At 56.4% G+C, this 20528-nt stretch carries 17 protein-coding genes; 8 read left to right on the top strand and 9 right to left on the bottom strand.

The window, feature by feature from the left end; all coding sequences use genetic code 11:
* Nucleotides 1-4 precede the first annotated feature (4 nt).
* The 3 genes from SHIM_RS04575 (at nt 5) to hflX (ending at nt 3166) form a co-directional block, all read left to right on the top strand.
* A complete protein-coding gene (locus tag SHIM_RS04575; RefSeq protein WP_054001420.1) occupies nt 5-1525 on the top strand; it encodes a potassium transporter TrkG in 1521 nt (506 codons plus the stop codon).
* A gap of 127 nt (nt 1526-1652) precedes the next feature.
* Entirely contained in the window at nt 1653-1892 is a 240-nt protein-coding gene (gene hfq, locus SHIM_RS04570; RefSeq protein WP_008204623.1) for an RNA chaperone Hfq, read from the top strand.
* Nucleotides 1892-3166 carry a GTPase HflX gene (gene hflX, locus SHIM_RS04565; protein WP_054001419.1) on the top strand — a complete coding sequence of 425 codons (1275 nt, stop codon included), beginning with the start codon at nt 1892-1894 and terminating at the stop codon, nt 3164-3166. The genes hfq and hflX overlap by 1 nt, the downstream gene beginning before the upstream one ends.
* A 215-nt stretch (nt 3167-3381) precedes the next feature.
* On the opposite strand, the gene SHIM_RS04560 is transcribed toward hflX, so the two are convergent.
* The gene (locus SHIM_RS04560) at nt 3382-5850 is read right to left on the bottom strand and encodes a penicillin acylase family protein (protein ID WP_054001418.1); all 2469 of its coding nucleotides are present in this window, start codon (nt 5848-5850) and stop codon (nt 3382-3384) included.
* 82 nt (nt 5851-5932) lie between these two features.
* Between SHIM_RS04560 and SHIM_RS04555 the strand changes: the two genes are divergently transcribed.
* Nucleotides 5933-6805, top strand: a complete 873-nt coding sequence (locus SHIM_RS04555; RefSeq protein WP_054001417.1) for an NAD(P)-dependent oxidoreductase — start codon at nt 5933-5935, stop codon at nt 6803-6805.
* On the opposite strand, the gene SHIM_RS04550 is transcribed toward SHIM_RS04555, so the two are convergent.
* The 3 genes from SHIM_RS04550 to hemB all read right to left on the bottom strand — a co-directional run bounded on the left by SHIM_RS04550 (nt 6780) and on the right by hemB (nt 9274).
* Nucleotides 6780-7583, bottom strand: coding sequence for a hypothetical protein (locus SHIM_RS04550; protein ID WP_054001416.1), 804 nt, complete (start codon nt 7581-7583; stop codon nt 6780-6782). The two genes, SHIM_RS04555 and SHIM_RS04550, sit on opposite strands and share 26 nt — an antisense overlap.
* Nucleotides 7584-7590: 7 nt before the next feature.
* Nucleotides 7591-8151: a lipid-binding SYLF domain-containing protein gene (locus SHIM_RS04545; RefSeq protein ID WP_193749855.1), complete on the bottom strand. Its 561-nt coding sequence runs from the start codon at nt 8149-8151 to the stop codon at nt 7591-7593.
* A 121-nt stretch (nt 8152-8272) separates the two neighbouring features.
* On the bottom strand, nt 8273-9274 hold the full coding sequence (gene hemB / locus SHIM_RS04540) for a porphobilinogen synthase (protein ID WP_054001414.1): 1002 nt from the start codon (nt 9272-9274) through the stop codon (nt 8273-8275).
* A gap of 118 nt (nt 9275-9392) precedes the next feature.
* On the opposite strand from hemB, the gene SHIM_RS04535 reads away from it, so the two are divergent.
* Both SHIM_RS04535 and mfd read left to right on the top strand, forming a co-directional pair.
* Nucleotides 9393-9917 (top strand): hypothetical protein, encoded by a 525-nt coding sequence (locus tag SHIM_RS04535; RefSeq protein WP_054001413.1) that lies wholly within the window; start codon nt 9393-9395, stop codon nt 9915-9917.
* Between the two features lie 33 nt (nt 9918-9950).
* Nucleotides 9951-13424: a transcription-repair coupling factor gene (gene mfd, locus SHIM_RS04530; protein ID WP_054001412.1), complete on the top strand. Its 3474-nt coding sequence runs from the start codon at nt 9951-9953 to the stop codon at nt 13422-13424.
* 89 nt (nt 13425-13513) lie between these two features.
* On the opposite strand, the gene SHIM_RS04525 is transcribed toward mfd, so the two are convergent.
* From SHIM_RS04525 to SHIM_RS04515, 3 genes are all read right to left on the bottom strand, one after another.
* Nucleotides 13514-14725 (bottom strand): multidrug effflux MFS transporter, encoded by a 1212-nt coding sequence (locus tag SHIM_RS04525; protein ID WP_054001977.1) that lies wholly within the window; start codon nt 14723-14725, stop codon nt 13514-13516.
* Nucleotides 14726-14912: 187 nt separating this feature from the next.
* Nucleotides 14913-15551, bottom strand: coding sequence for a DsbA family oxidoreductase (locus SHIM_RS04520; RefSeq protein ID WP_054001411.1), 639 nt, complete (start codon nt 15549-15551; stop codon nt 14913-14915).
* Nucleotides 15548-17068 carry a class I adenylate-forming enzyme family protein gene (locus SHIM_RS04515; protein ID WP_054001410.1) on the bottom strand — a complete coding sequence of 507 codons (1521 nt, stop codon included), beginning with the start codon at nt 17066-17068 and terminating at the stop codon, nt 15548-15550. Before SHIM_RS04515 ends, SHIM_RS04520 begins: the two co-directional genes overlap by 4 nt.
* An 80-nt stretch (nt 17069-17148) precedes the next feature.
* Here SHIM_RS04515 and SHIM_RS04510 point away from each other — a divergent pair, with 80 nt between their 5' ends.
* Together SHIM_RS04510 and SHIM_RS04505 are read left to right on the top strand one after the other, a co-directional pair.
* Nucleotides 17149-17772: a helix-turn-helix domain-containing protein gene (locus tag SHIM_RS04510; protein WP_054001976.1), complete on the top strand. Its 624-nt coding sequence runs from the start codon at nt 17149-17151 to the stop codon at nt 17770-17772.
* 148 nt (nt 17773-17920) lie between these two features.
* Nucleotides 17921-18964, top strand: coding sequence for a fatty acid desaturase (locus SHIM_RS04505; RefSeq protein WP_054001409.1), 1044 nt, complete (start codon nt 17921-17923; stop codon nt 18962-18964).
* Nucleotides 18965-18967: 3 nt separating this feature from the next.
* On the opposite strand, the gene SHIM_RS04500 is transcribed toward SHIM_RS04505, so the two are convergent.
* The gene (locus SHIM_RS04500) at nt 18968-19606 is read right to left on the bottom strand and encodes a DUF1638 domain-containing protein (RefSeq protein WP_054001408.1); all 639 of its coding nucleotides are present in this window, start codon (nt 19604-19606) and stop codon (nt 18968-18970) included.
* 86 nt (nt 19607-19692) lie between these two features.
* The gene (locus tag SHIM_RS04495; RefSeq protein WP_054001407.1) at nt 19693-20394 is read right to left on the bottom strand and encodes a corrinoid protein; all 702 of its coding nucleotides are present in this window, start codon (nt 20392-20394) and stop codon (nt 19693-19695) included.
* Between the last annotated feature and the right edge of the window lie 134 nt (nt 20395-20528).

Below are 20528 nucleotides of genomic sequence, written 5' to 3'. Positions count from 1 at the left end.
CGTTATGAGCACGCGCGATCTTAAACTGCCGCTGTTTCTTTACATCGTTGCCGCATCCGGTGCGGCCATGTTTGTGCCAGCGATTGTTGCGTCTGTTCAGGACTTTCATTTCTTTGCGAGGATGTTCTTTTACAGCGGTTTGCTGGTGCTGTTTGTCAGCGGCATGATCGCGCTGGCGCTGGCAGGAACCCAGCGCAGAACACGCACAGTGGACAATCTGCGCGCTTTGTTTTTTGCGTTCACCGTTTTGCCGGTAATCCTTGCGTTGCCGTATTACGAAGCGATGGGGTCTATCACTTTTGTGGACGCCTATTTTGAGATGCTGAGCAGCCTGACAACCACGGGTGCAAGTGTCATTCGCCATCCCGAGGCCGTGTCGGATGCCATTCACTTGTGGCGGGGTCTTGTGGGCTGGTTTGGCGGTTTGTTGATGTGGGTGGCGGCAGGCGCTGTGTTTGCGCCTTTGTCGTTGGGCGGATATGAAGTCACGGCGTTGGGTGAACCCGGGCAGGCAAGCGCGTCGTACGGCCAGATGCAACGGGCGGACCCTATGAAACGCTGGTTGCGCAGTTTGCAAACGCTTCTGCCGATTTATATTGGGCTGAGCATTGCGCTTGCTGTCATGCTTTTGGTTCTTGGTGAGAGGCCACTGGATGCGGTGATGTATGCCATGGCGACGATGTCCACCAGTGGGATCACGGCGTCACGGGGCGTTTCTGAGGGCCTGTCTGGTATCGGCGGTGAGCTCATTATCTTTCTCTTTTTGCTTTTCGCCCTGTCGCGGGCGACATTTTCTGCGGACACCGGCAATGTGCGACGTTCTAATTTGTGGCTCGATCCTGAATTGCGCCTTGGGTTTTTGATTGTCGTCGTCGTGCCAACCTTCCTGTTTCTGCGGCACTGGGGCTTTACGCTTAGTGAGGAGAGTGGGGCGGATTGGTCGTCTGCGTTTTTGGCCGCTTGGGGCGGGCTTTTCACAACCTTGAGTTTCCTGACCACCACCGGTTTTGAGAGCGCGGGATGGGCGGACGCGCGCAATTGGTCGGGACTTGGGACACCCGGGTTCCTTTTGATGTCTCTTGCGCTGATTGGTGGTGGCGTGGCCACCACGGCCGGAGGGGTCAAACTATTGCGGGTCTATGCGCTTTACTTGCAGGGTTTGGGAGAGATGGAGCGGCTGGTGCATCCGTCCGTTGTTGTCGGCAACCGTCGTGCTGGTGCCCGCCGGATCAGGCGGCGGGGCGCGGTGATTGCTTGGGTGTTTTTCATGCTGTTTGCGATGTCACTGGCTGCAGTGACCGTGGCGCTTGCAATGTTTGGCAGCAGTTTCGAGGACGCGCTGATCCTCGCGATTTCGGCGTTGACCACGACAGGTCCGCTAACGCAACTGGCACCTGAGGTGCCGATTGAACTTTACGACCTTAACAATGCCAAAAAACTGATTTTGTGCGTCGCGATGGTATTGGGCCGACTGGAAACCTTGGCGATTATCGCGCTTCTGTCGCCTGATCTGTGGCAGAAATGATGCGATCCGGTTCAAGCCCTTGCTCGAAACGAACATTTTGGGCTGGAAAGTCTTAAAATCGCACTCCATACTCCGACCGCACGACTTACCCGCACCCGATGCACACACAAGAACAAAGGCAAGCACAATGGCTTCGGATCGACAGAATCTTCAAGACGCATTTTTGAACCATGTCCGGAAAACCAAAGTTCCGGTCACTATCTTTTTGATCAACGGTGTCAAACTTCAGGGTGTTATCACCTGGTTTGATAATTTTTGTGTGTTGCTGCGCCGAGATGGGCAGAGCCAGTTGGTCTATAAGCACGCGATCTCGACCATCATGCCTGCACAACCTATCTCGCTTTATGAAGGTGAAGACGCCTCTTGATGGAGCATGAAACGCAGGTTACCCGCGCTTGGGTCCTGCATCCCGATATTACTGGCGCCGGCGATCGGCGTGAGGCCTCTTCCGCTTTGGAGGAGGCTGTCGCTCTTGCGGCTGCTTTGCCGAACCTGGAAAGCGTCGGGTCTACGACTGTGCGGCTGTCTAAGGCCCAGCCCGGCACGTTGTTTGGCACGGGCAAGATTGAAGAGCTTCGCGCGATGTTCGAAGCCAACGAGGTTGAACTGGTCCTGATCGACGGGCCTGTCAGCCCAGTCCAACAGCGCAATCTTGAAAAAGCGTGGAAAGTCAAAATTCTTGATCGTACCGGTTTGATCCTCGAGATTTTCTCGGATCGGGCGCGCACGCGTGAAGGCGTGTTGCAGGTCGAGATGGCCGCGCTGAGTTATCAGCGCACGCGATTGGTGCGGGCATGGACCCACCTTGAACGCCAACGTGGTGGGCTTGGGTTTGTTGGTGGTCCCGGCGAAACCCAGATTGAGGCCGACCGGCGGGCGATTGATGACCAGTTGGTGCGTTTGCGTCGGCAGTTGGCCAAGGTGGTGAAAACCCGCGAGTTGCATCGCAAGGCGCGCGCGAAGGTGCCGTTCCCGATTGTTGCACTGGTTGGGTATACCAACGCTGGCAAATCTACGCTGTTCAATCGGGTGACTGGCGCCGATGTGATGGCAAAGGACATGTTGTTTGCCACATTGGACCCAACAATGCGTGCGGTGGAATTGCCCAACAACGGGCCTGAAGTGATCCTGTCCGACACTGTGGGATTTATCAGCGATCTGCCTACGCAGCTGGTGGCGTCGTTCCGCGCAACCTTGGAAGAGGTTTTGGCCGCCGATTTGGTGCTGCATGTCCGTGATATTTCCCATCCGGAGACGCAACATCAATCAGAAGATGTCACCGCGATCCTTGAGACGCTTGGGCTGAGTGAGGCCACACCACAGATCGAAATCTGGAACAAAATTGATCTTCTGTCGGGCGAAGACCGCGAAGCGGTGGTGGCGAAAGCGGCGCGGGAAGAGGCGATCTTTGCTGTGTCGGCTGTTAGCGGGCAGGGTTTGGACGAGATGTATGCGGCCATTGGACAGTCTTTGGCTGGTGACAAAACACGTGAACAGCTCACGCTGGCTTTTGCCGACGGGAAAGGACGCGCGTGGTTGTTCAAAGAGGGCGTGGTGGAAAGTGAGACCCAAACGGAAGATGGGTTTGAGATCACCGTTCTATGGACTGCAAAGCAGCGCGCGCAGTTCGAAAGCATATAATTCTTGTTTGCCACACGGACCGCCGAAACGCGAATGTCGCAGCGGGAATGATTGTCAAAGAAAGACTGAGCATTGGCCAAGTTGTTAAGGCCAAACTGAAGTATCCAATCACGCGCGAGCGAGGCCGGGGCTTAAATTACAGACTCCGCACCGAGCAAGAAAACACAGATCTGGTTCTCTGCATTCTTACGACGGCCCGTTGACAGGTTTGGTTGCTATGGCAGTGAAGGCGTAAGAGTGGTCACTCCGACAGCTGCGGCGCGGGCGAGATCTTCGTCCAGTGACATCGGGATATATTCGCCACGCCGCCAGAGTTGCGCCATATCATCATAAAAACGTGACAGAAAATGCCCGGACTGACCTGTCGAAATAATGAAAATTGAGCTGTCCGGATCAGCAAAGTCATAGACACCGCGATATCCGGCGGCATGTACGTTTTGGAACGGGCGCTCGCCTTTGCCGCTTGTTAATCCACGTTGCAGGGTGTTGTCGCCGCCAGAGGTGGATTGGCGGATGTTCACAAAGTAGCGCAGCACCGGCACGTTGCCGAGCACCGGGTGGTCGTGGGTCGCCTGATGCACGTCGCCCCATCGTAGGCTTTCAATCTGGCGCCCATAACGTTCTTCGATTGTAATCAGCGCGTCATCCAGAGCAAGCCGCGCCATGTCGGCGCAGGTTTCTTCGGGGGCACTTTGGCGCACATTGCACCATTCGGCCGCGCCATCGACATTGCGAAAAACCCGCTCGATAAAGACCGGATCCACGTGGGTAAACACATCGGCAAGCGTTCCTATGTCGTCACGTATCAAGCGATCCTGAAGGGCCCGCATCCACGCGGCAAAAATCAGCGGTTCAGGCAAGTGTTCGTTCATCTCGCCGTTCCATTCTGACAAAAGCGTCAAGGCGCGCTGGCGCTGGTGTTCGCGCGTGCCTTTGGCTGCAGCCTCGCCGGTGAACCACAGATCGGCGCCGACCAATGGCAACAAGGCGCGGGCGGTGAACGATACGGTATCAAGCTGGGCTTCGACAAAGCTGTCTCGGGTGTGCACTTCGCGGGCCTGCATCAGGCTTTTCCAACGCTCCACCCGTTGGCTATCGCCCCAAACATAGGACATGTGAAGTGGAAACGGACGGTCGACGACCTTGTTGTTGGTGTTGCCGACGATGCCGCCGACAGGTGCCACAAACCCCGGATTTGTTGTGAACGGGAAGGCGCCTTGCCAACGGTTTTCACTGCGCCAGCCAAGGCTTGGCATGCGGCCTTGAGATTGATGATCGGTGGCGCGGCGAGGCAGTTTTCCGATGACTTTGAGGGCGATGTTTTCTTTGTCCGCTAACGTCAGATTCAGGACAGGTGCAACGTGCGCCTCCGAAACAGTTATCGCTTGAGCGATGTTTCTGGAGCGCATCAATCCAATGACGGCGCTCATTGATGTGTCGGTGTCGCTAAGCGCCGTCCAAGCCAGAGAGGCAACATGTCCGGGTGGTGTGACGCTTACGATGTCATAAAGAGCGCCGGGCAAAACCGGGCCATTGTCGGTCCAACGCAGTGTGATCGTCACTGGCGCGGAGTCCTTGATACTGATGATAGACTTGCGGGTTCGGAACCGCTTGAAGCCTGTCGGTGTGCGGTATTCTTCGGAATTGTCCGGGTTGAGTTCCTCGATAAACAGGTCCTGATCGTCGGCATGCGCGGCCGTCAGCCCCCAGCCAAGATCGTCGCCCCGTCCGGTTAGGACCGCAGGGATTCCTGGAATTGTGCCACCGATCACGCCGCCTGTTTCCAATTCAAGCCGTGCAAGATACCAAATTGCCGGCGCCGACAGGCCGAGATGGGGATCGTTGGCCAAAAGGGTGCCGCCGGACGCGCTCCGCGTGGTGGCCGCTGCCCATGCATTAGAGGCGCCAGCCAGTCCATACTGCGGAAAGGGCGAGAGCGGTGCGGACGCTTTAGGTGGCAGTGCCGCATAGCGCGGCATCTCTGGCATAAGAGCGGCGTACTCGGGCAGGGCGGCGATGCCGGTTCCCGGCGCCAACGGAAGAATGTCGTCAATGCGTTTGGGATCAGACAATGTCAGCGACAGGCGCGCACGGATAACTTCGTGTTCAAGATGTCCTGTCATTTGCAGCGCCATCAGTTTCTGGACGCCGATGGAATCCGCGGGTACCCAAGGGGAAATGGACTGAGGAAAAATGAAGAGTTCAGGCGCACCGCGGCCAAGCGCGTTCAGGTTGATCTCGTCGATGCGGGTGTTGACGCCGTTGGCGTAGGCCTTGAGCGCGGTCAGCGTTTCCGGGGTTTGAACTGCAACCGAGGCGCGTGCGTGACCTGCGAGATCCAGACGGCGCATGAGCGTGTCAGTTTCAAGCGTTTGGTTGCCAAGTGCTTCGGACAGGCGACCTTGCACCGTGCGCCGCAACATGATCATTTGCCACAAACGGTCCTGAGCGTGGGCATAGCCGAGCGCGAAAAAAACGTCCTGATCGGTTTCGCCAAAGATATGCGGGACATTGGCATTGTCGCGCACGATCTCGATGGGCGCGCTTACGGCGGAGGTTTGCAGAAGCTTGTCGTATGTCGGTAGGGATCGGGAGGCCAAATAGTAGGCCATTGTCACAGCGCACACGCTCAGAATCACAAGTGCACTGGCGATGCGCAAAAGCCATTGAAACAAGAGCGTCATAAAGGTGTCCCGGATAATTCCTTGCCATTTTGCCAGTCAGGCGAGACAAGTAATACGCTGATTGAAGTTGAGGGGAAAGTAGATGGCGAAAGTTGCCTTTTTGGGTCTGGGCGTAATGGGGTATCCGATGGCCGGACACCTTGCAAAAGCAGGCCATGATGTGTGTGTGTTCAACCGCACCACCGCCAAGGCAGAGGCCTGGGCGAAGGAAAATGGCGGGCGGTTCGGCGCCACGCCTCAAGACGCCGTTGCGGGTGCGGATTTTGTAATGTGCTGCGTTGGTAACGATGACGATTTGCGGCAGGTTTGCGTAGGAGATTCTGGCGCGTTTTCAGGTATGTCTGAGGACACGATTTTTGTGGACCACACAACGGTGTCCGCAAAAGTGACCGCCGAGCTTTACACAGAGGCCAAGACGCGCGGAATTTCCTTTGTCGACGGACCGGTTTCTGGCGGTCAAGCCGGGGCGGAGAATGGCGTTCTGTCGATTATGTGCGGCGGAGATCAGCAAACCTTCGATGCAGCAGAGCCGCTCATGCAGGCTTACGGTCGCTCTATCAAGCGATTGGGAGAAAGCGGCGCAGGGCAGTTGACCAAAATGGTCAATCAGATTTGTATTGCTGGATTGGTTCAGGGCCTTAGCGAGGGTCTTCATTTTGCCGAAAAGGCAGGACTGGACGGACGTGCGGTCGTTGATGTGATCGCAGGCGGTGCGGCTGGTAGCTGGCAAATGGCGAACCGCTATGAGACCATGATCGATGACGAGTTCGAACACGGATTTGCCGTCGATTGGATGCGCAAAGATTTGGGCATTTGTCTGGATACGGCTGACGAGGTTGGAGCTTCGCTTCCGGTGACGGCTTTGGTCGATCAGTTTTACAAAGATGTGCAAAAACTTGGCGGCGGGCGTTGGGACACCTCGAGCTTGATCAAACGCCTGCGCGCGATGGGTTAAGCAATCCGGCGCTGCGGAAAAGTTGCATCATCAGCGACCAATATGGCGTCCCATCCGGGGCGTCATCTTCTAACAAGGCTTGCGCCGGAGCGTTGTGGCCTTTTCGTGCGCAGATGTGAACCGCGAGTGGCGCGTTTGCATCTTTGGCAGCCCGATCTGCAAGCCGCGCGTTTTCAGGTGAAACCACCCGATCATAGTGGCTGTGGATCATCATACTGGGTGGTCCATTCGGATCCAGCGCCCAGGGGTGCACCAAGGCGGAACCAAGCCCGACAACGGCGTCAGGACGGCAGTTGGTTTTTAAGTTTTCTGCTGGGTGCGCGGCCGCCAGTCCGGCAATTCCACCCGCCGAGATCCCGAGTACGGCTGTCTTTTCTGGTTTTATGTCATGGGCTTGTCGATGAAACGTCAAGTAGGATTGTGCGGCGCCAAGGTCTTGGCGTGCTGCCTCAAAGGCGCTGCCCATAAGCCTGTCCGCTAGTTTCACGCCACTGCGTTTTGAACGGTGCTTGTTGGTTTTGACCGCCAATCGCGTCTCTTCTGACAAGGACTGTGGCGGCGTGCCAAGCCGATAGGATACGGCGGCCATCGCCAGCCCTTCGGCCGTAAGCATCTCCGCAAAACGGGTGGTGCGTTCGCCTTTACGACCACCCTTGAAAAAGCCACCTCCATGAGCGTGGATAACGGTGCCTGACGCAGGACCGTCGGGCAAAAACAGATCGAGCGCCAACGGGACCCCGTGGCGCTCGGTGTAGATGATATCCGGCAAACACCGCATTCGCGGGTTAGGGGATGATGCGCGAGTATTTGACGCCTTCAAGTGTTGCGCCAACTTTGAGCCCGGCCTGGGCAAAAATCACAGCGATGACCGGAGCCAACAGGTTTGTGGTTTCTGCGCTCATATTGCCCGCCTCGTTGGCGACAACATATTCCATTCCGGCGCCGGCGGCCCAGCCGCTGGAACGGCGGAATTCCGAAAGGGCACCTTCGGTCATGAAGAACAAGACGTGCGCGTGCTGTTGCGCGCCAATCTGGAGGCCAAAGCTGCCTTTGGTGGCGGAATAATAGTCTACCGTCGTGTTGTTGATACGCAGCGCGCCGCGCCCATAGCCGGCGCCAAAACCAAAGCCCGCCTCGGTGATCACCGGCATCACCAGAATACCGGTGGCCTTGTCTCGCAGGTCGGTTGTGTTTGGGTATTCGGAGTAGAGAAAATTCAACGTTGCATCGACTCGTGCGTCGATTTCGTTGGCGCCGTTGGAGCCTACTCCGTTGCCGCATGCAGCGGTCATGCCCGCCGCTGCCATTCCGCTGAGCGCGAAGCCGCGCCGTGTCATGTTGTTCATGTCATTTGCCCGTATGTGGTTTGTATCTTGTTTTTACTGCTTCTACCGCCGGTTTTTCCGGTTTGGCATTACTATACGCAATTATAGCGGTTCTGTCACCCTATGCGACAGCGTCGACATGTCATTGTTTATTCAAATATTGCGCCACTTTGGGTGCGAAATAGGTCAGGATGCCGTCGCATCCAGCCCGTTTGAAAGCCATCAGGCTTTCCAGCATGGCCTTGTCGCCATCGATCCAGCCGTTTTGCGCGGCAGCCGAAATCATCGCGTATTCGCCACTGACCTGATAGGCGCATGTCGGCACGCCAAAGCTGTCTTTGACACGTCGGCAGATATCCAGATACGGCATGCCCGGTTTGACCATGACCATGTCGGCGCCTTCGGCCAAATCGCGTGCGACACAGCGCAATGCCTCGTCGCTGTTGGCTGGGTCCATTTGATACGTGGTTTTGTCGCCCTTGAGCGCGCCTGATGCGCCTACGGCATCGCGGAAGGGGCCATAAAAGGCGGAGGCGTATTTTGCGGCATAGCTCATCAGCGTTACGTTTTGATGGCCGGAGGCCTCCAGAGCGGCGCGAATGGCACCGATGCGGCCGTCCATCATATCGCTCGGCCCAATGATATCGGCGCCCGCGTCAGCTTGGGCAAGGGCTTGTTTGACAAGGGCTTCGACGGTTTGATCATTCAAAATCTGTCCATCCACAACAAAGCCGTCATGGCCGTTGATATTGTAGGGATCGAGCGCCACATCGGTCATCACAGCGATTTCGGGAACGGCGTCTTTGATGGCGCGGGTGGCGCGGTTTGACAGGTTGTCGGGGTTCCAGGCCTCGGCACAGTCTTCGGTCTTGAGCGACGGGTCAGTGTAAGGAAACAGGCAAATCACCGGAATGCCCAGATCAGCGGCTTCACGAGCGGCCTCGACGATTCTGTCCACCGATCGGCGCATGACGCCCGGCATTGAGGTCACGGGTTCTTCAATTCCTTCGCCGTCGCGTACAAACACAGGCCAGATCAGATCATCCACCGTCAGAGTGTTTTCGCGCACAAGTCCGCGGAAAGCTGCGGATTGACGAGTGCGGCGCAAGCGAGCGGTCGGGAATGGGGCAGGCAATTGGGTCATGTTGTCCTCAGCGTAACGGCTATGTCAGAGGTGCCACGTAAATTCGCGCACCTCAAGGGCTAGGAATTGCCGGCGCAGCGCGGTATGTCGGTTAGAAATCTTTACAGGCAGACATATCTTGGACCTGAGCCAGACAATTTTCGAACTCATCGACATGCGCAGCTTCTCCAACCTTTGGTATTGGATCGCCTTGGCCGTGGCTTGGTCATCCGCCAGCCACTGGGTGTTGGGTGTGCCTTGGGACACCGTTTTGCGCGCCCGCCGCGTAGGGGGGCAGTCTGTGGTGGACCTTCACGATCTGGTCCGTATCAACACCAACCGCATTCTTCATATCGCGGATGTGTCCGGCATATGGTTGATACTACTCGCGTTTTTTGTTCATACCTCGCTGATCGGTCTCGGTTTTTTCTACAGTGTAGAATTTGCTCAGGCGGTGTTTTTGTTGATGGGGCCGATGACTTTGGTGGGTGCCATGAGCGTTCGCACTGCACGCAGGGTGCAGGCTGAGGAGAGTGAAGGCGAAGATTTGTGGCGGCGACTGGGGCGCCACAGATTCTGGGTGCAACTTGTTGGGATGCTTTCGATATTTGTGACCTCTCTTTGGGGCATGTATCAGAACTTTCAGATTTCTCCGCTGGGCTAACGCCCGGCGCGGCCATGACTGGATGAACAGACCATGCGTGATGCGCAACACATTCTGGTGGGCGGTGCGCCCGAAGGCTATGACGCCAAGCTGATTTTGCAAGAGATTGCGAGCTCTGGCCGGCCGGTGATTCACGTGGCCCGCGACGACAAGCGGTTGGCGGCCATGCAGGCGGGGCTTGCGTTCTTTCAACCTGATATGCCGGTGATAGCCTTTCCCGGTTGGGATTGTCTTCCCTATGACCGGGTGTCGCCCAATGCGGATATTTCAGCCACGCGCATGGCGACGTTAGCGGCGTTGGTGCACGACATGCCGTCGCAGTTTGTTTTGCTGACAACCCTGAACGCGGCGACCCAGCGGGTTCCGGCGCGGGAATTGTTGAAAGAGGCGGCGTTCAAGGCGCAAGTTGATGGACGGATCGACGAAGGCGCGCTTCGCAACTTCCTTGTACGTATGGGATTTACGCAAGCACCTACGGTGATGGAGCCGGGCGATTATGCTGTCCGTGGTGGGATCATAGACATCTTCCCCCCAGGTGACAGCGGGCCAGTCAGGTTGGATCTTTTTGGCGATGTTCTTGATGGGGCACGTCGGTTTGATCCGGCAACTCAACGCACCACCGAGAAACTGGAACGTGTCGAGCTTGCACCCGTCAGCGAGATCATTTTGGATGATGCTGCGATCACGCGGTTCCGGCAAAATTACCGGATCGAATTTGGCGCGGCAGGCACTGATGATCCGCTTTACGAGGCCGTTAGTGCAGGGCGCAAGCATCAAGGTGTCGAGCATTGGTTGCCGTTCTTTCATGAACGACTTGAAACTTTGTTCGACTACTTGCCGGATGCCGCAATTTCGCAGGACGATCAATCAGATGCGGCCCGAATTTCACGTTGGGAGTCGGTGGTAGATCAGTACGAGACCCGCAAAATAGCGATGGGTCAGAAAAGCCGCGTCGACACTGTCTACAAACCAGTTTCACCGGAACTGCTGTATCTGGATGAGACTGCTTGGGATGAAATTGTGACCGGACGGCGGGTGTTGCATTATAAGCCGTTGCCGCAGGCAAGCGGACCGGGCGTGATCGATGCAGGTGGGCGCATCGGGCGCAACTTTTCACCAGAAAGACAATTGGAAAACGTAAGCCTTTTCAGTGTTTTGGGTGACCATATTCGTGCAAAAATGGCGATGGGTCCCGTTGTCGTTGCGAGCTATTCGGAAGGCGCACGGGAGCGTCTGAGCGGGTTGATCGAGGACGAAGGTCTGGCTGAGACCATCCCTGTGACCGATTCAAGCAGGATTGGTAAAGCCGGATTGTTCCTTGCCGTATGGTCGTTGGAGCATGGCTTCGAATCCGACGCTATGACGGTGATATCCGAGCAAGATGTGCTTGGTGATCGCCTGATCCGCGCGCCGCGTAAGAAGCGTAGGGCCGAGAATTTCCTAACCGAAACCCAGGCCCTCAGTCCGGGTGATCTGGTGGTGCACGTGGACCACGGGATCGGGCGGTTTACCGGCCTTGAAGTGGTCACCGCGGCGGGTGCGGCACATGAATGCATAACGCTTGAATATGCCGAACGATCAAAGCTTTACCTTCCAGTCGAAAACATAGAGTTGTTGTCGAAATTCGGCCATGACGAAGGGCTGTTGGACAAGTTGGGTGGCGGTGCTTGGCAGGCCAAGAAAGCCAAGCTCAAAGAGCGTATCCGCGAAATGGCAGACCGGCTTATTCGCGTAGCAGCGGAGCGGGAATTGCGTAAGGCGCCAGTTCTGGAGACGGAGCACCACGTCTGGGAAGAGTTCTCAGCGCGTTTTCCGTATCAGGAGACGGACGACCAGCTGCGTGCGATTGAAGATGTGATTGGCGATCTTGGGTCGGGGCGACCGATGGATCGGTTGATTTGCGGCGACGTTGGTTTTGGCAAAACCGAAGTGGCGATGCGCGCGGCCTTTGTTGCGGCGATGTCGGGTCAACAAGTAGCGGTGATCGCACCAACCACGCTTTTGGCCCGGCAACATACCAAAAGTTTTGCAGAGAGATTTCGTGGATTTCCGTTGGAAATCAGATCCCTGTCGAGGTTTGTGGGCGCAAAAGAGGCCGATAAAACCCGAGACGGTCTGAGCCGTGGTACTGTGGATATCGTGATCGGCACCCATGCGCTTTTGGCGAAAAGCATTCGGTTCAAGACCCTCGGGCTATTGATCATCGATGAAGAGCAACACTTTGGTGTTTCTCACAAAGAGCGGCTCAAACAGATGCGCAGTGATGTGCATGTGTTGACCCTGACCGCGACGCCGATCCCACGCACATTGCAACTGTCGTTGTCGGGCGTGCGGGACTTGTCGATCATTGGAACGCCACCGGTCGACCGTTTGTCGATCCGCACCTATGTGAGCGAATTTGATGCCATCACAATTCGTGAGGCTTTGCTGCGCGAGCACTATCGAGGCGGACAGTCGTTTTATGTTGTACCTCGTGTGGCTGATCTACCTGATATTGAAGCGTTTTTGCGAGATCATGTTCCTGAGGTCAGCTTTGTTGTGGCCAACGGCCAGATGGCGGCCGGTGAGCTTGATGACCGGATGAACGCGTTTTACGACGGCAAATATGATGTGCTTTTGGCCACGACAATTGTGGAAAGCGGGTTGGACATTCCGACGGCCAACACCATGGTTGTGCACCGGGCAGATATGTTTGGTCTGGCGCAGTTGTATCAAATTCGCGGCCGCGTTGGACGATCCAAGACGCGGGCCTATGCCTATTTGACCACAAAACCGCGGGTGAAACTGACGCCGGCGGCGGAGAAACGGCTGCGGGTATTGGGGTCGCTGGACACATTGGGAGCCGGATTTACCCTTGCTTCTCAAGACCTTGACATTCGAGGCGCAGGTAACTTGCTGGGCGAGGAACAGTCAGGGCAGATGCGGGATGTGGGCTATGAGCTTTATCAATCCATGCTTCAAGAAGCCATTGCCAAGATCAAAGCTGGAGAGCTTGAAGGATTGTCAGAAGCGGATGACCAATGGGCGCCGCAGATCAATCTTGGTGTACCGGTTCTGATCCCAGAAAACTATGTGCCGGATCTGGATGTGCGTCTGGGTCTGTACCGCCGTCTGAGTGGGCTTCAAGGGAAAGTCGAGTTGGAGGGTTTCGCCGCCGAACTGATTGACCGGTTTGGGAAATTGCCGAAAGAGGTCAATACCTTGCTGTTGATTGTTCGCATCAAGGAGATGTGCAAGAAGGCCGGTATTGCCAAGCTGGATGGGGGGCCAAAGGGTGCCACTTTGCAGTTCCACAATGACAAGTTTGCATCACCTGCGGGGTTGGTCGAATTCATTCACGATCAGCAAGGGCTGGCCAAGGTCAAAGACAACAAGATCGTGGTGCGGCGCGATTGGGCCAAAGACAGCGACAAGATCAAAGGTGCCTTTGCGATAGCACGTGATCTGGCGCAAAAGGTGGTTACCGAGAAGAAGCGCAAAAGGGCGGCAAAATCCACGTCGGCATAGCGTCGGTATCGCGGATGTAATGCGTCAGTGCCGTTTCAAGGCAAAATAGCGGGGCAAGGTCTGCAGGGATCGCGCACCGGTTGGGGCAGTCACACTGCGATTTGCTCCAGACGTCGCATGTGCAACATTAGCCCGAAGCTGAGGGTCAAGAGAACCGTCAGGGACAACGCTAGAGGCAATGCGGTGCCGTCATACATCAAGGCGATGGGTGCTGCCAAAAACGCCCCGAGTATGGTGGACACGGCGCCCATAACCGAGGCGGCTGTACCGGCCATATGGCCAAGAGGTTCCATGGCAAGAGCGTTCAGATTGCCGATGGTCATGCCGACAAAGAAGAATCCGCAAAGCTGCCAAAACGCAAAAGCGTAGAATTGCAGGTCGAGGTTCTGGATGATGGTCGCGGCGATCATGGCGATGCCGATGAACACCTGCAAGCCAAGCGCCACTGTCACCAGATACCGCATGCCGAGCCGCATCACGAGGCGGGCATTGAGCAGGCTGGCGGACCCGGAGAGCAGGGCAATCCCAGCAAACCAGTAAGGGAATTCTTCGGCGCGTCCGTAGGTTTGGTCGTAGATCGGATGAACCGAGCTGATCAAAGCAAAGAGGCCACCAAATACCAAAGATTGCACCATCATAGAGGTGCGGACCGCCGGGATCTTCCACATGTCGCGCATACCTGAGATGATTTTGGCAATGCTGAACGGGCGGCGGTTTTCCACAGCCAGCGGTTCCGGCAGGCGGAAACCAATCCATAAAACGGAAATCAGAGAAAAGATGATAAACGCGACGAAAATGCCCCGCCAAGATGAAACATCAATAATGAACTGACCGAGCAGCGGCGCAATCGCCGGAACCAAGGTAAAGACCATCATCGCGAACGACATAATCCGCGCCATTTCGCGGCCGGAATACAAATCGCGCACAATGGCAAGCGTCACAATGCGCGGACCCGCGGCACCGAGACCTTGCATCAGACGGGCAGCAAGCACCCATTCCAGTGTTTCGCTGTACCAGCCGATGAAAGCACAAAGCGAGTAAATTGCCGCGCCGCCGATCAGCACAACTTTGCGCCCAAAGCGATCCGAAAGCGGGCCGGTGAACAGCGTGCCAATGCCCATGCCCATCACAAAGGAGGTGATGATCAGCGTTGCGCGGTTGAGGTTGCCCGGGCTGAGTTCTTCGGCAATCTCGGGCAAGGCGGGCAGCATCGCGTCAATCGAGAAGGCGATCGTTGCAAACATCATGGCACAAAGCGCGATGAATTCGACCTGCGACATAGGCAGGGAGTCTTTTGTCATGTCTGCTTCCTTCGCAACACCCGGGCGCAGGCTGCTAAGAAGACGCCGCGCGTCTTGTTGGCAGGCCAACGGCTGGGGTCAACTTGAATATGTTATCCGGCGTCCAAAATGGGCCGCGGGATTGTTATTATTTAACGCGGGGACGAAAGAGCGACAAGACAGAAAGTGAACATCTGTTCAGACTGTTTTAGCTATCTTGCTGCGCCTTAAGTTCGTTCATGACCTGACGCCAAAGTTCAACCGACTGCGCCCCCGGAACAGCGTGTTGGTTTGCGACAATGAAGGTCGGCACAGAGTTCACACCCATTTCGCGGGAATGCGCGTCACGTTGCTGAATGCTTTCGATGTCGGCATCGCTGCTTAGAAGTTTGGCAACCACAGCGGCGTCCATTCCGGCGGTGTCTGCCAAATCGGCCAAAACCTCGGCGTTGCCAATGTCGCGGCCCTCTTTGAAGTAGGCTTTGAACAAGGCGTTCACCACGTCGTTTTGTTTGTTTTCGATACCGGCCCAATGGATCAGACGGTGGGCGTCCACGGTATTTGGGGTGCGCTGGATGGCACCAAAATCGATATCAATACCTTCTTCTTCGGCGTGGCGGGCGATTTCGTCATACACACGTACGGCGTTTTCTTTGCCGCCGAATTTGGTTTCGAGATACTCGCGCCGGTCCATGCCTGCTTTGGGCATGTCGGGATTGAGCTGGAAAGGATGCCATTCGATCGTAAACGGGTGGTCGTCTTCGGCTTCCATCGCTTTTTCCAAGCGGGTTTTGCCAATAAGGCACCAAGGGCAGATGGGGTCGGACAGGATGTCGAGTTTGATCATGATTGGGCCTTGAATTGGTCGCGCAGGGCGCGTCGGCTGAGTTTGCCATTGGGGTTTGTCGGCAGGGTGTCCAGCCGTTTGAAAAGTCGCGGTTGCTTGTAGCGCGCAAGCGTCTCTTGGGCAAAGGCTTTGAGCGCGGTTTCGTCCAGATCGTGATCGGACGTGTAAAACGCGGCAATGACGCGCACGTCGGTTTTTATCTCTACGTCGGTGGCGGCGACGCCGGTGATGCCGGAAAAGCGGGACAGGGCGGATTCAACTTCGATTGGCGAGACGCGAAAGCCGCCGGCGTTCATCATGTCGTCGGCGCGGCCCGAATAGGTGATGTAGTTGTCTCTATCCATCGTGCCGCGGTCGCCGGTCAGAAACCAGTCGCCTGCATATTTGTCAGCGGTGTCTTGCGGGGCGCCGAAATAGCCAAGCATCAGACCCGGATCGGTGTGGTGTACGGCGATGGTGCCTTCTTCTCCCAAAGCTATGGCATCCCCGTTTTCGTCCAACAGTGCGATGCGGCGGCCGTTTTGCGGGCGGCCAAGGGTGCCTGCGTGCGCCGGCGCGGCGGGGCTGGAAGAGATAAAGGTGGAGCACTCTGACATTCCGTAAGCCTCATACAGAGCGGTGTCTGTCGCAGTGGCCCAGTCTTCGCGGATGGTTTCGGAAAGTTTTTCGCCGGCGGTCAGACCGTGGCGCAAGTCGGGCAGGTGGATATCGGGGGTATCGGACAGCAGCTTGCGAAATACGCCCGGAGCCGCGGCAAAGATCGTGGCTTTGTGTTTGGCCAATAAGGCGGGCAGGGCGGTTACGGCTGTGCCCTCGGCAGGGATCAGCGCAGTGGCGCCGATTGACCATGGATCCATCAAGCCGGTGCCCAGCGTGTAGGTCCAGTTAAACGCGCCGGCATGCAGCAAGCGATCTGATTGATGAAGACCGTACCAGCCATCAAACATCATTTGACGCGCCCAGATGGCGCGATGGGCGTGCATCACAGCGCGGGGTTTGCCGGAGGTTCCTGACGTGTAGATGATGTAGGCTAGCCGGTTCGGATCACCCATCGCATAGTCCGCAGGCGGCAGGTCACGCATGGCATGCAGAGTGTCAGTGGCGAGGATTTTGCAGCCCGGATTTTTGGGGCAGGGCACATCGGGGTCGTGAAGGATCGCTTTGGGCGCGAGGTCCGAGACCATCTTGGCAACGTCCGCTTCGGTAAGCTGCGACGACGTGGGCACGGGGATCAGGCCAGCGGCGATACAGGCGAGGTAGGCAATTGGGAATTCCACAGTATTGCCAAGACGCATTAGGATGTGATCGCCGGGGGTGAGGCCGTGGTTCAAGAGGCCGGTTGCGGTGCCAAGCACGGCAGACTTGAGCGCGGCATATGTCCATGTCTCGGAGGTGTCACCCAGCACCGTCAGCGCAATTTTGTCGGGCAGGTCATCGGCATGTGCCAGCACATGCGCCGCCATGTTGAAAGGTGCGGGGCAAGGGCGAAACGGGCCGTTGTCAAAGATGGATTGCATGTGCCTTGCGTAAGCGCGCGGGCACAGGGTTGCAAGGGGAACGGTTGCGCCCTGCGGTATGGTTGCGCTAAATGCGCGGTATGACAGGAAAAGACCCAAAATCGTTGATCCGTATCGCCCGCGAGAGTGGTGGCCATGATCATGTGGAGCCGCTTGATCTTGGTGTGCGGGTGCGTGAGTTGCGCAAAGCGCGCAACTGGACGCTGGAACAGGCAGCCAATCAAGCGGGATTGGCGCGCTCGACGCTTTCCAAGATCGAAAACGGGCAGATGTCACCGACCTATGATGCGGTGAAAAAGCTGGCGGTCGGGCTGGAGATTTCGGTGCCGCAGCTGTTCACGTCTCCGCAAAAGGAGCAGGTCAACGGGCGCATGTCTGTGGTCAAATCCGGCGAAGGCACGCATCAGGTGACCACCACTTATGAGCATGAATTACTGGCCGAAGGGCTGCGCAAAAAGGCGATGTTGCCGTATCGGGCGCGGGTGCGCGCGCGGTCGATGGACGAATTTGACGGCTGGGTGCGCCATGACGGTGAAGAGTTCCTTTTCGTGCTGACCGGCGTGATAACGCTTTACACCGAGTTTTATGAACCGGTGGAGATGCGGCGCGGGGACAGTGCCTATTATGACGGGACCATGGGGCACAATGTGGTGTCACTGAGTGACGACGATGCCACTATTCTGTGGGTGACCTCGTTGGTCTAAGCGCGGTGAACGCAAGCGATTGTGTCGCACAGAGCATGTGACACTACTGCTTGCCCTGCGATAAAATCCCCTGCTAATTGGTAATCAAGACTTGATACATTCGTGTGAACCTTTAACGCGGATAGAGAAGCAGCAGAAATGGCAGGCCATGAAAGATTCGGTACAGGTTGAACAAACGGAAAGTGCGCGCAATTGGGTTCGCACACTCGCCAAGTATCGCGAACCGAATTCTTTGCGCAGCGGGTTTGAGCTTGGTGTCAGTCTTGGACCGTTTGTAGCACTGTGGGTATTGGCCTGTTGGGTCGCACATTACAGCTATCTCGGCGCATTTCTGATTTCGGTTCTCAATGGTCTGTTCCTGTTGCGTCTGTTTTGCATTCAACACGATTGCGGCCACGGTTCGTTTTTCGCCAACCGTGACGTAAGCGACTGGATCGGGCGCGGCTTGGGGATTGTGACGCTGACACCCTATGACGTGTGGCGGCATTCACATTCCATCCACCACAGCCATGCCGGTGACCTTAGTCATCGCGGCATCGGTGACATCATGACCCTGACCACGGAAGAATATCACCAGCGCACACCATTTGGCCGTTGGTTGTATCGCCTTTACCGCCACCCTGTTGTGCTGTTTGGTCTGGGCCCGACTTATATCTTTATTTTGCAAAACCGGCTGCCGGTTGGCTTTATGAAACAGGGCAGCAAGTTCTGGGTGTCGGCGATGGGCACCAATGTGGGCATTGCGGTTCTGATGACTGCGATTGCGTTTTTTGGTGGGTGGCAGGCGTTGTTCCTGGTGTTCTTGCCTACCATCCTGATCGCGGCGTCGATTGGCATGTGGCTGTTTTACATTCAGCACCAGTTTGAGGAGACCCAGTGGGACGACTCTGAGGATTGGCAGTTGCACGAGGCCGCTTTGCACGGCAGCTCGCACTATGACCTGCCGCCGATCCTGCGCTGGTTCTCTGCCAACATCGGCATCCACCATGTGCACCACCTGTATGCGCGCATCCCGTTTTATCGGCTTCCCGAAGTTTTGCGGGATCATACGGAGCTAAAGGACATGGGGCGGATGACGCTCTTGGAAAGTCTGAAATGCGCCAAGCTCGACTTGTGGGATGCAGGCAGCCGAAAACTTGTGAGCTTCAAGGAAGCGCGGCGTATGGCCAAAGCGAGATCCGGTGCCACATAAACATTAAAGCGCGGCGAGAGCCGTGCCGAGATCACCGTACCCTGTAAAACGACGTTCAAAAGCCAGCCCGAGACGATCGGCGCAGGCTTTTGCTTTTTCAGTCAGGGCCGCGTCGTCGGTTTGCGCCTGATAGACCAGTTTCTCGTAGTTTCCGAAGTACATGTCTCGCAACTCGGGATGCCGGTCCAACCCCATAGGTTTGATAATAAACGCATCAAACTGGCGGACGAGGAAGTCGGTCAAATAAAAGGCGGTGAACTCGTCTTCGGAAATTTCTGCGAAGCGGTCGTTGCCTTCAAAGAAGCTGTAGCAATGTGGTCCGGCAATCATTTCGACGCCAAGGTCATCGCAAGCCTGTTGAAGCAGGCCGCCAGTGCCGCAGTCTGCATAGACAACAAATATCTGATCATAAGCGTCGCGGTGTTTGGCGACAGCTTCGCGCACAGCGGGAGTGATTTTTTCGGGATGGATGTGAAAAATCGCAGGCAAACAGGTCAGGTCCATGTGGGACCAGTTGTTGAGCTTGATCAGGTCGAGGATTTCACGGGCCAGAGCGCCGCATGCAAGCAAAAGCGCGCGGCCTGAGGGATGGTCAGGCGTCATGCCCGTTTCCGTTAGTGTTGTGTCGTTTGGCAGATCCATAGCGCCACCTTAAAGAAAAATGGCCCACCCCTTGGGGCAGGCCAGACCCGGAAATCCGGGGGGAGTGGTTCTGGCCAAAGAGCGCGTTATGCGCTCATTTGATTGTGTTTGCGTGCGACATAGTCTTTGGCGGTTTCCACCGCCACGGCCGCATCACGGCAATACGCGTCAGCGCCGATGGCTTTGCCGAACTCTTCGTTCAGGGGCGCGCCTCCGACAAGCACGATATAGTCATCGCGCAAGCCTTTTTCGATCAGCGTGTCGATTACAACCTTCATGTAAGGCATGGTTGTGGTCAGCAGAGCAGACATGCCGAGGATGTCGGGTTTGTGCTCTTCTAGCGCTTCAAGATAGCTTTCGACCGGATTGTTGATGCCCAGATCGACCACTTCAAAACCGGCGCCTTCCATCATCATAGCGACGAGGTTTTTGCCGATGTCGTGGATGTCGCCTTTGACAGTGCCAATCACCATGGAGCCCATACGCGGCGCGCCGGTTTCTGCCAGCAGCGGTTTCAGGATGGACATGCCGCCCTTCATTGCGTTGGCGGCCAAAAGAACCTCTGGCACAAACAGGATGCCGTCGCGGAAATCATTGCCCACGATGGTCATGCCACCCACCAATGCCTCTGTCAGCACACGGTAGGGCGCCCAGCCGCGTCCCAGCAGGATATTGACGGCTTCCATGATCTCTTCTCTGAGACCATCATAGAGGTCGTCAAACATCTGTTGAACGAGTTCTTCGTCATCAAGTTCGGACAGGATGATGTCGTCTTCTTCTTCGGACATGGCGGAATCCCTGAAAATCGCCGGCGTCTATCGCGCGGAATTGGTGGTCATTATGTGTCCAGCTTTCGACAATTTGTCGCGGCTGCACTGTCTGATTAGCGACATAGCCCGTGTCGGGTGCGACCTGTAGTTTA

The organism is Shimia sp. SK013, assembly GCF_001292625.1.
Lineage (GTDB): Bacteria > Pseudomonadota > Alphaproteobacteria > Rhodobacterales > Rhodobacteraceae > Shimia.
The sequence above is the reverse complement of the archived record's forward strand: the minus strand, read 5'-3'. Positions and strand labels throughout refer to the sequence as shown.

Excerpts from the sequence above, each read along its gene's own strand:
- SHIM_RS04550 (WP_054001416.1), bottom strand. The coding sequence starts at position 7,583 with ATGCGGTGTTTGCCGGATATCATCTACACCGAGCGCCACGGGGTCCCG.
- hemB (WP_054001414.1), bottom strand. The coding sequence starts at position 9,274 with ATGACCCAATTGCCTGCCCCATTCCCGACCGCTCGCTTGCGCCGCACT.
- SHIM_RS04510 (WP_054001976.1), top strand. The coding sequence starts at position 17,149 with ATGACAGGAAAAGACCCAAAATCGTTGATCCGTATCGCCCGCGAGAGT.
- SHIM_RS04495 (WP_054001407.1), bottom strand. The coding sequence starts at position 20,394 with ATGTCCGAAGAAGAAGACGACATCATCCTGTCCGAACTTGATGACGAA.
- SHIM_RS04520 (WP_054001411.1), bottom strand. The coding sequence starts at position 15,551 with ATGATCAAACTCGACATCCTGTCCGACCCCATCTGCCCTTGGTGCCTT.
- SHIM_RS04555 (WP_054001417.1), top strand. The coding sequence starts at position 5,933 with ATGGCGAAAGTTGCCTTTTTGGGTCTGGGCGTAATGGGGTATCCGATG.
- SHIM_RS04525 (WP_054001977.1), bottom strand. The coding sequence starts at position 14,725 with ATGACAAAAGACTCCCTGCCTATGTCGCAGGTCGAATTCATCGCGCTT.
- SHIM_RS04505 (WP_054001409.1), top strand. The coding sequence starts at position 17,921 with ATGAAAGATTCGGTACAGGTTGAACAAACGGAAAGTGCGCGCAATTGG.
- SHIM_RS04575 (WP_054001420.1), top strand. The coding sequence starts at position 5 with ATGAGCACGCGCGATCTTAAACTGCCGCTGTTTCTTTACATCGTTGCC.
- SHIM_RS04545 (WP_193749855.1), bottom strand. The coding sequence starts at position 8,151 with ATGAACAACATGACACGGCGCGGCTTCGCGCTCAGCGGAATGGCAGCG.
- mfd (WP_054001412.1), top strand. The coding sequence starts at position 9,951 with ATGCGTGATGCGCAACACATTCTGGTGGGCGGTGCGCCCGAAGGCTAT.
- hfq (WP_008204623.1), top strand. The coding sequence starts at position 1,653 with ATGGCTTCGGATCGACAGAATCTTCAAGACGCATTTTTGAACCATGTC.
- SHIM_RS04500 (WP_054001408.1), bottom strand. The coding sequence starts at position 19,606 with ATGGATCTGCCAAACGACACAACACTAACGGAAACGGGCATGACGCCT.
- hflX (WP_054001419.1), top strand. The coding sequence starts at position 1,892 with ATGGAGCATGAAACGCAGGTTACCCGCGCTTGGGTCCTGCATCCCGAT.
- SHIM_RS04515 (WP_054001410.1), bottom strand. The coding sequence starts at position 17,068 with ATGCAATCCATCTTTGACAACGGCCCGTTTCGCCCTTGCCCCGCACCT.
- SHIM_RS04560 (WP_054001418.1), bottom strand. The coding sequence starts at position 5,850 with ATGACGCTCTTGTTTCAATGGCTTTTGCGCATCGCCAGTGCACTTGTG.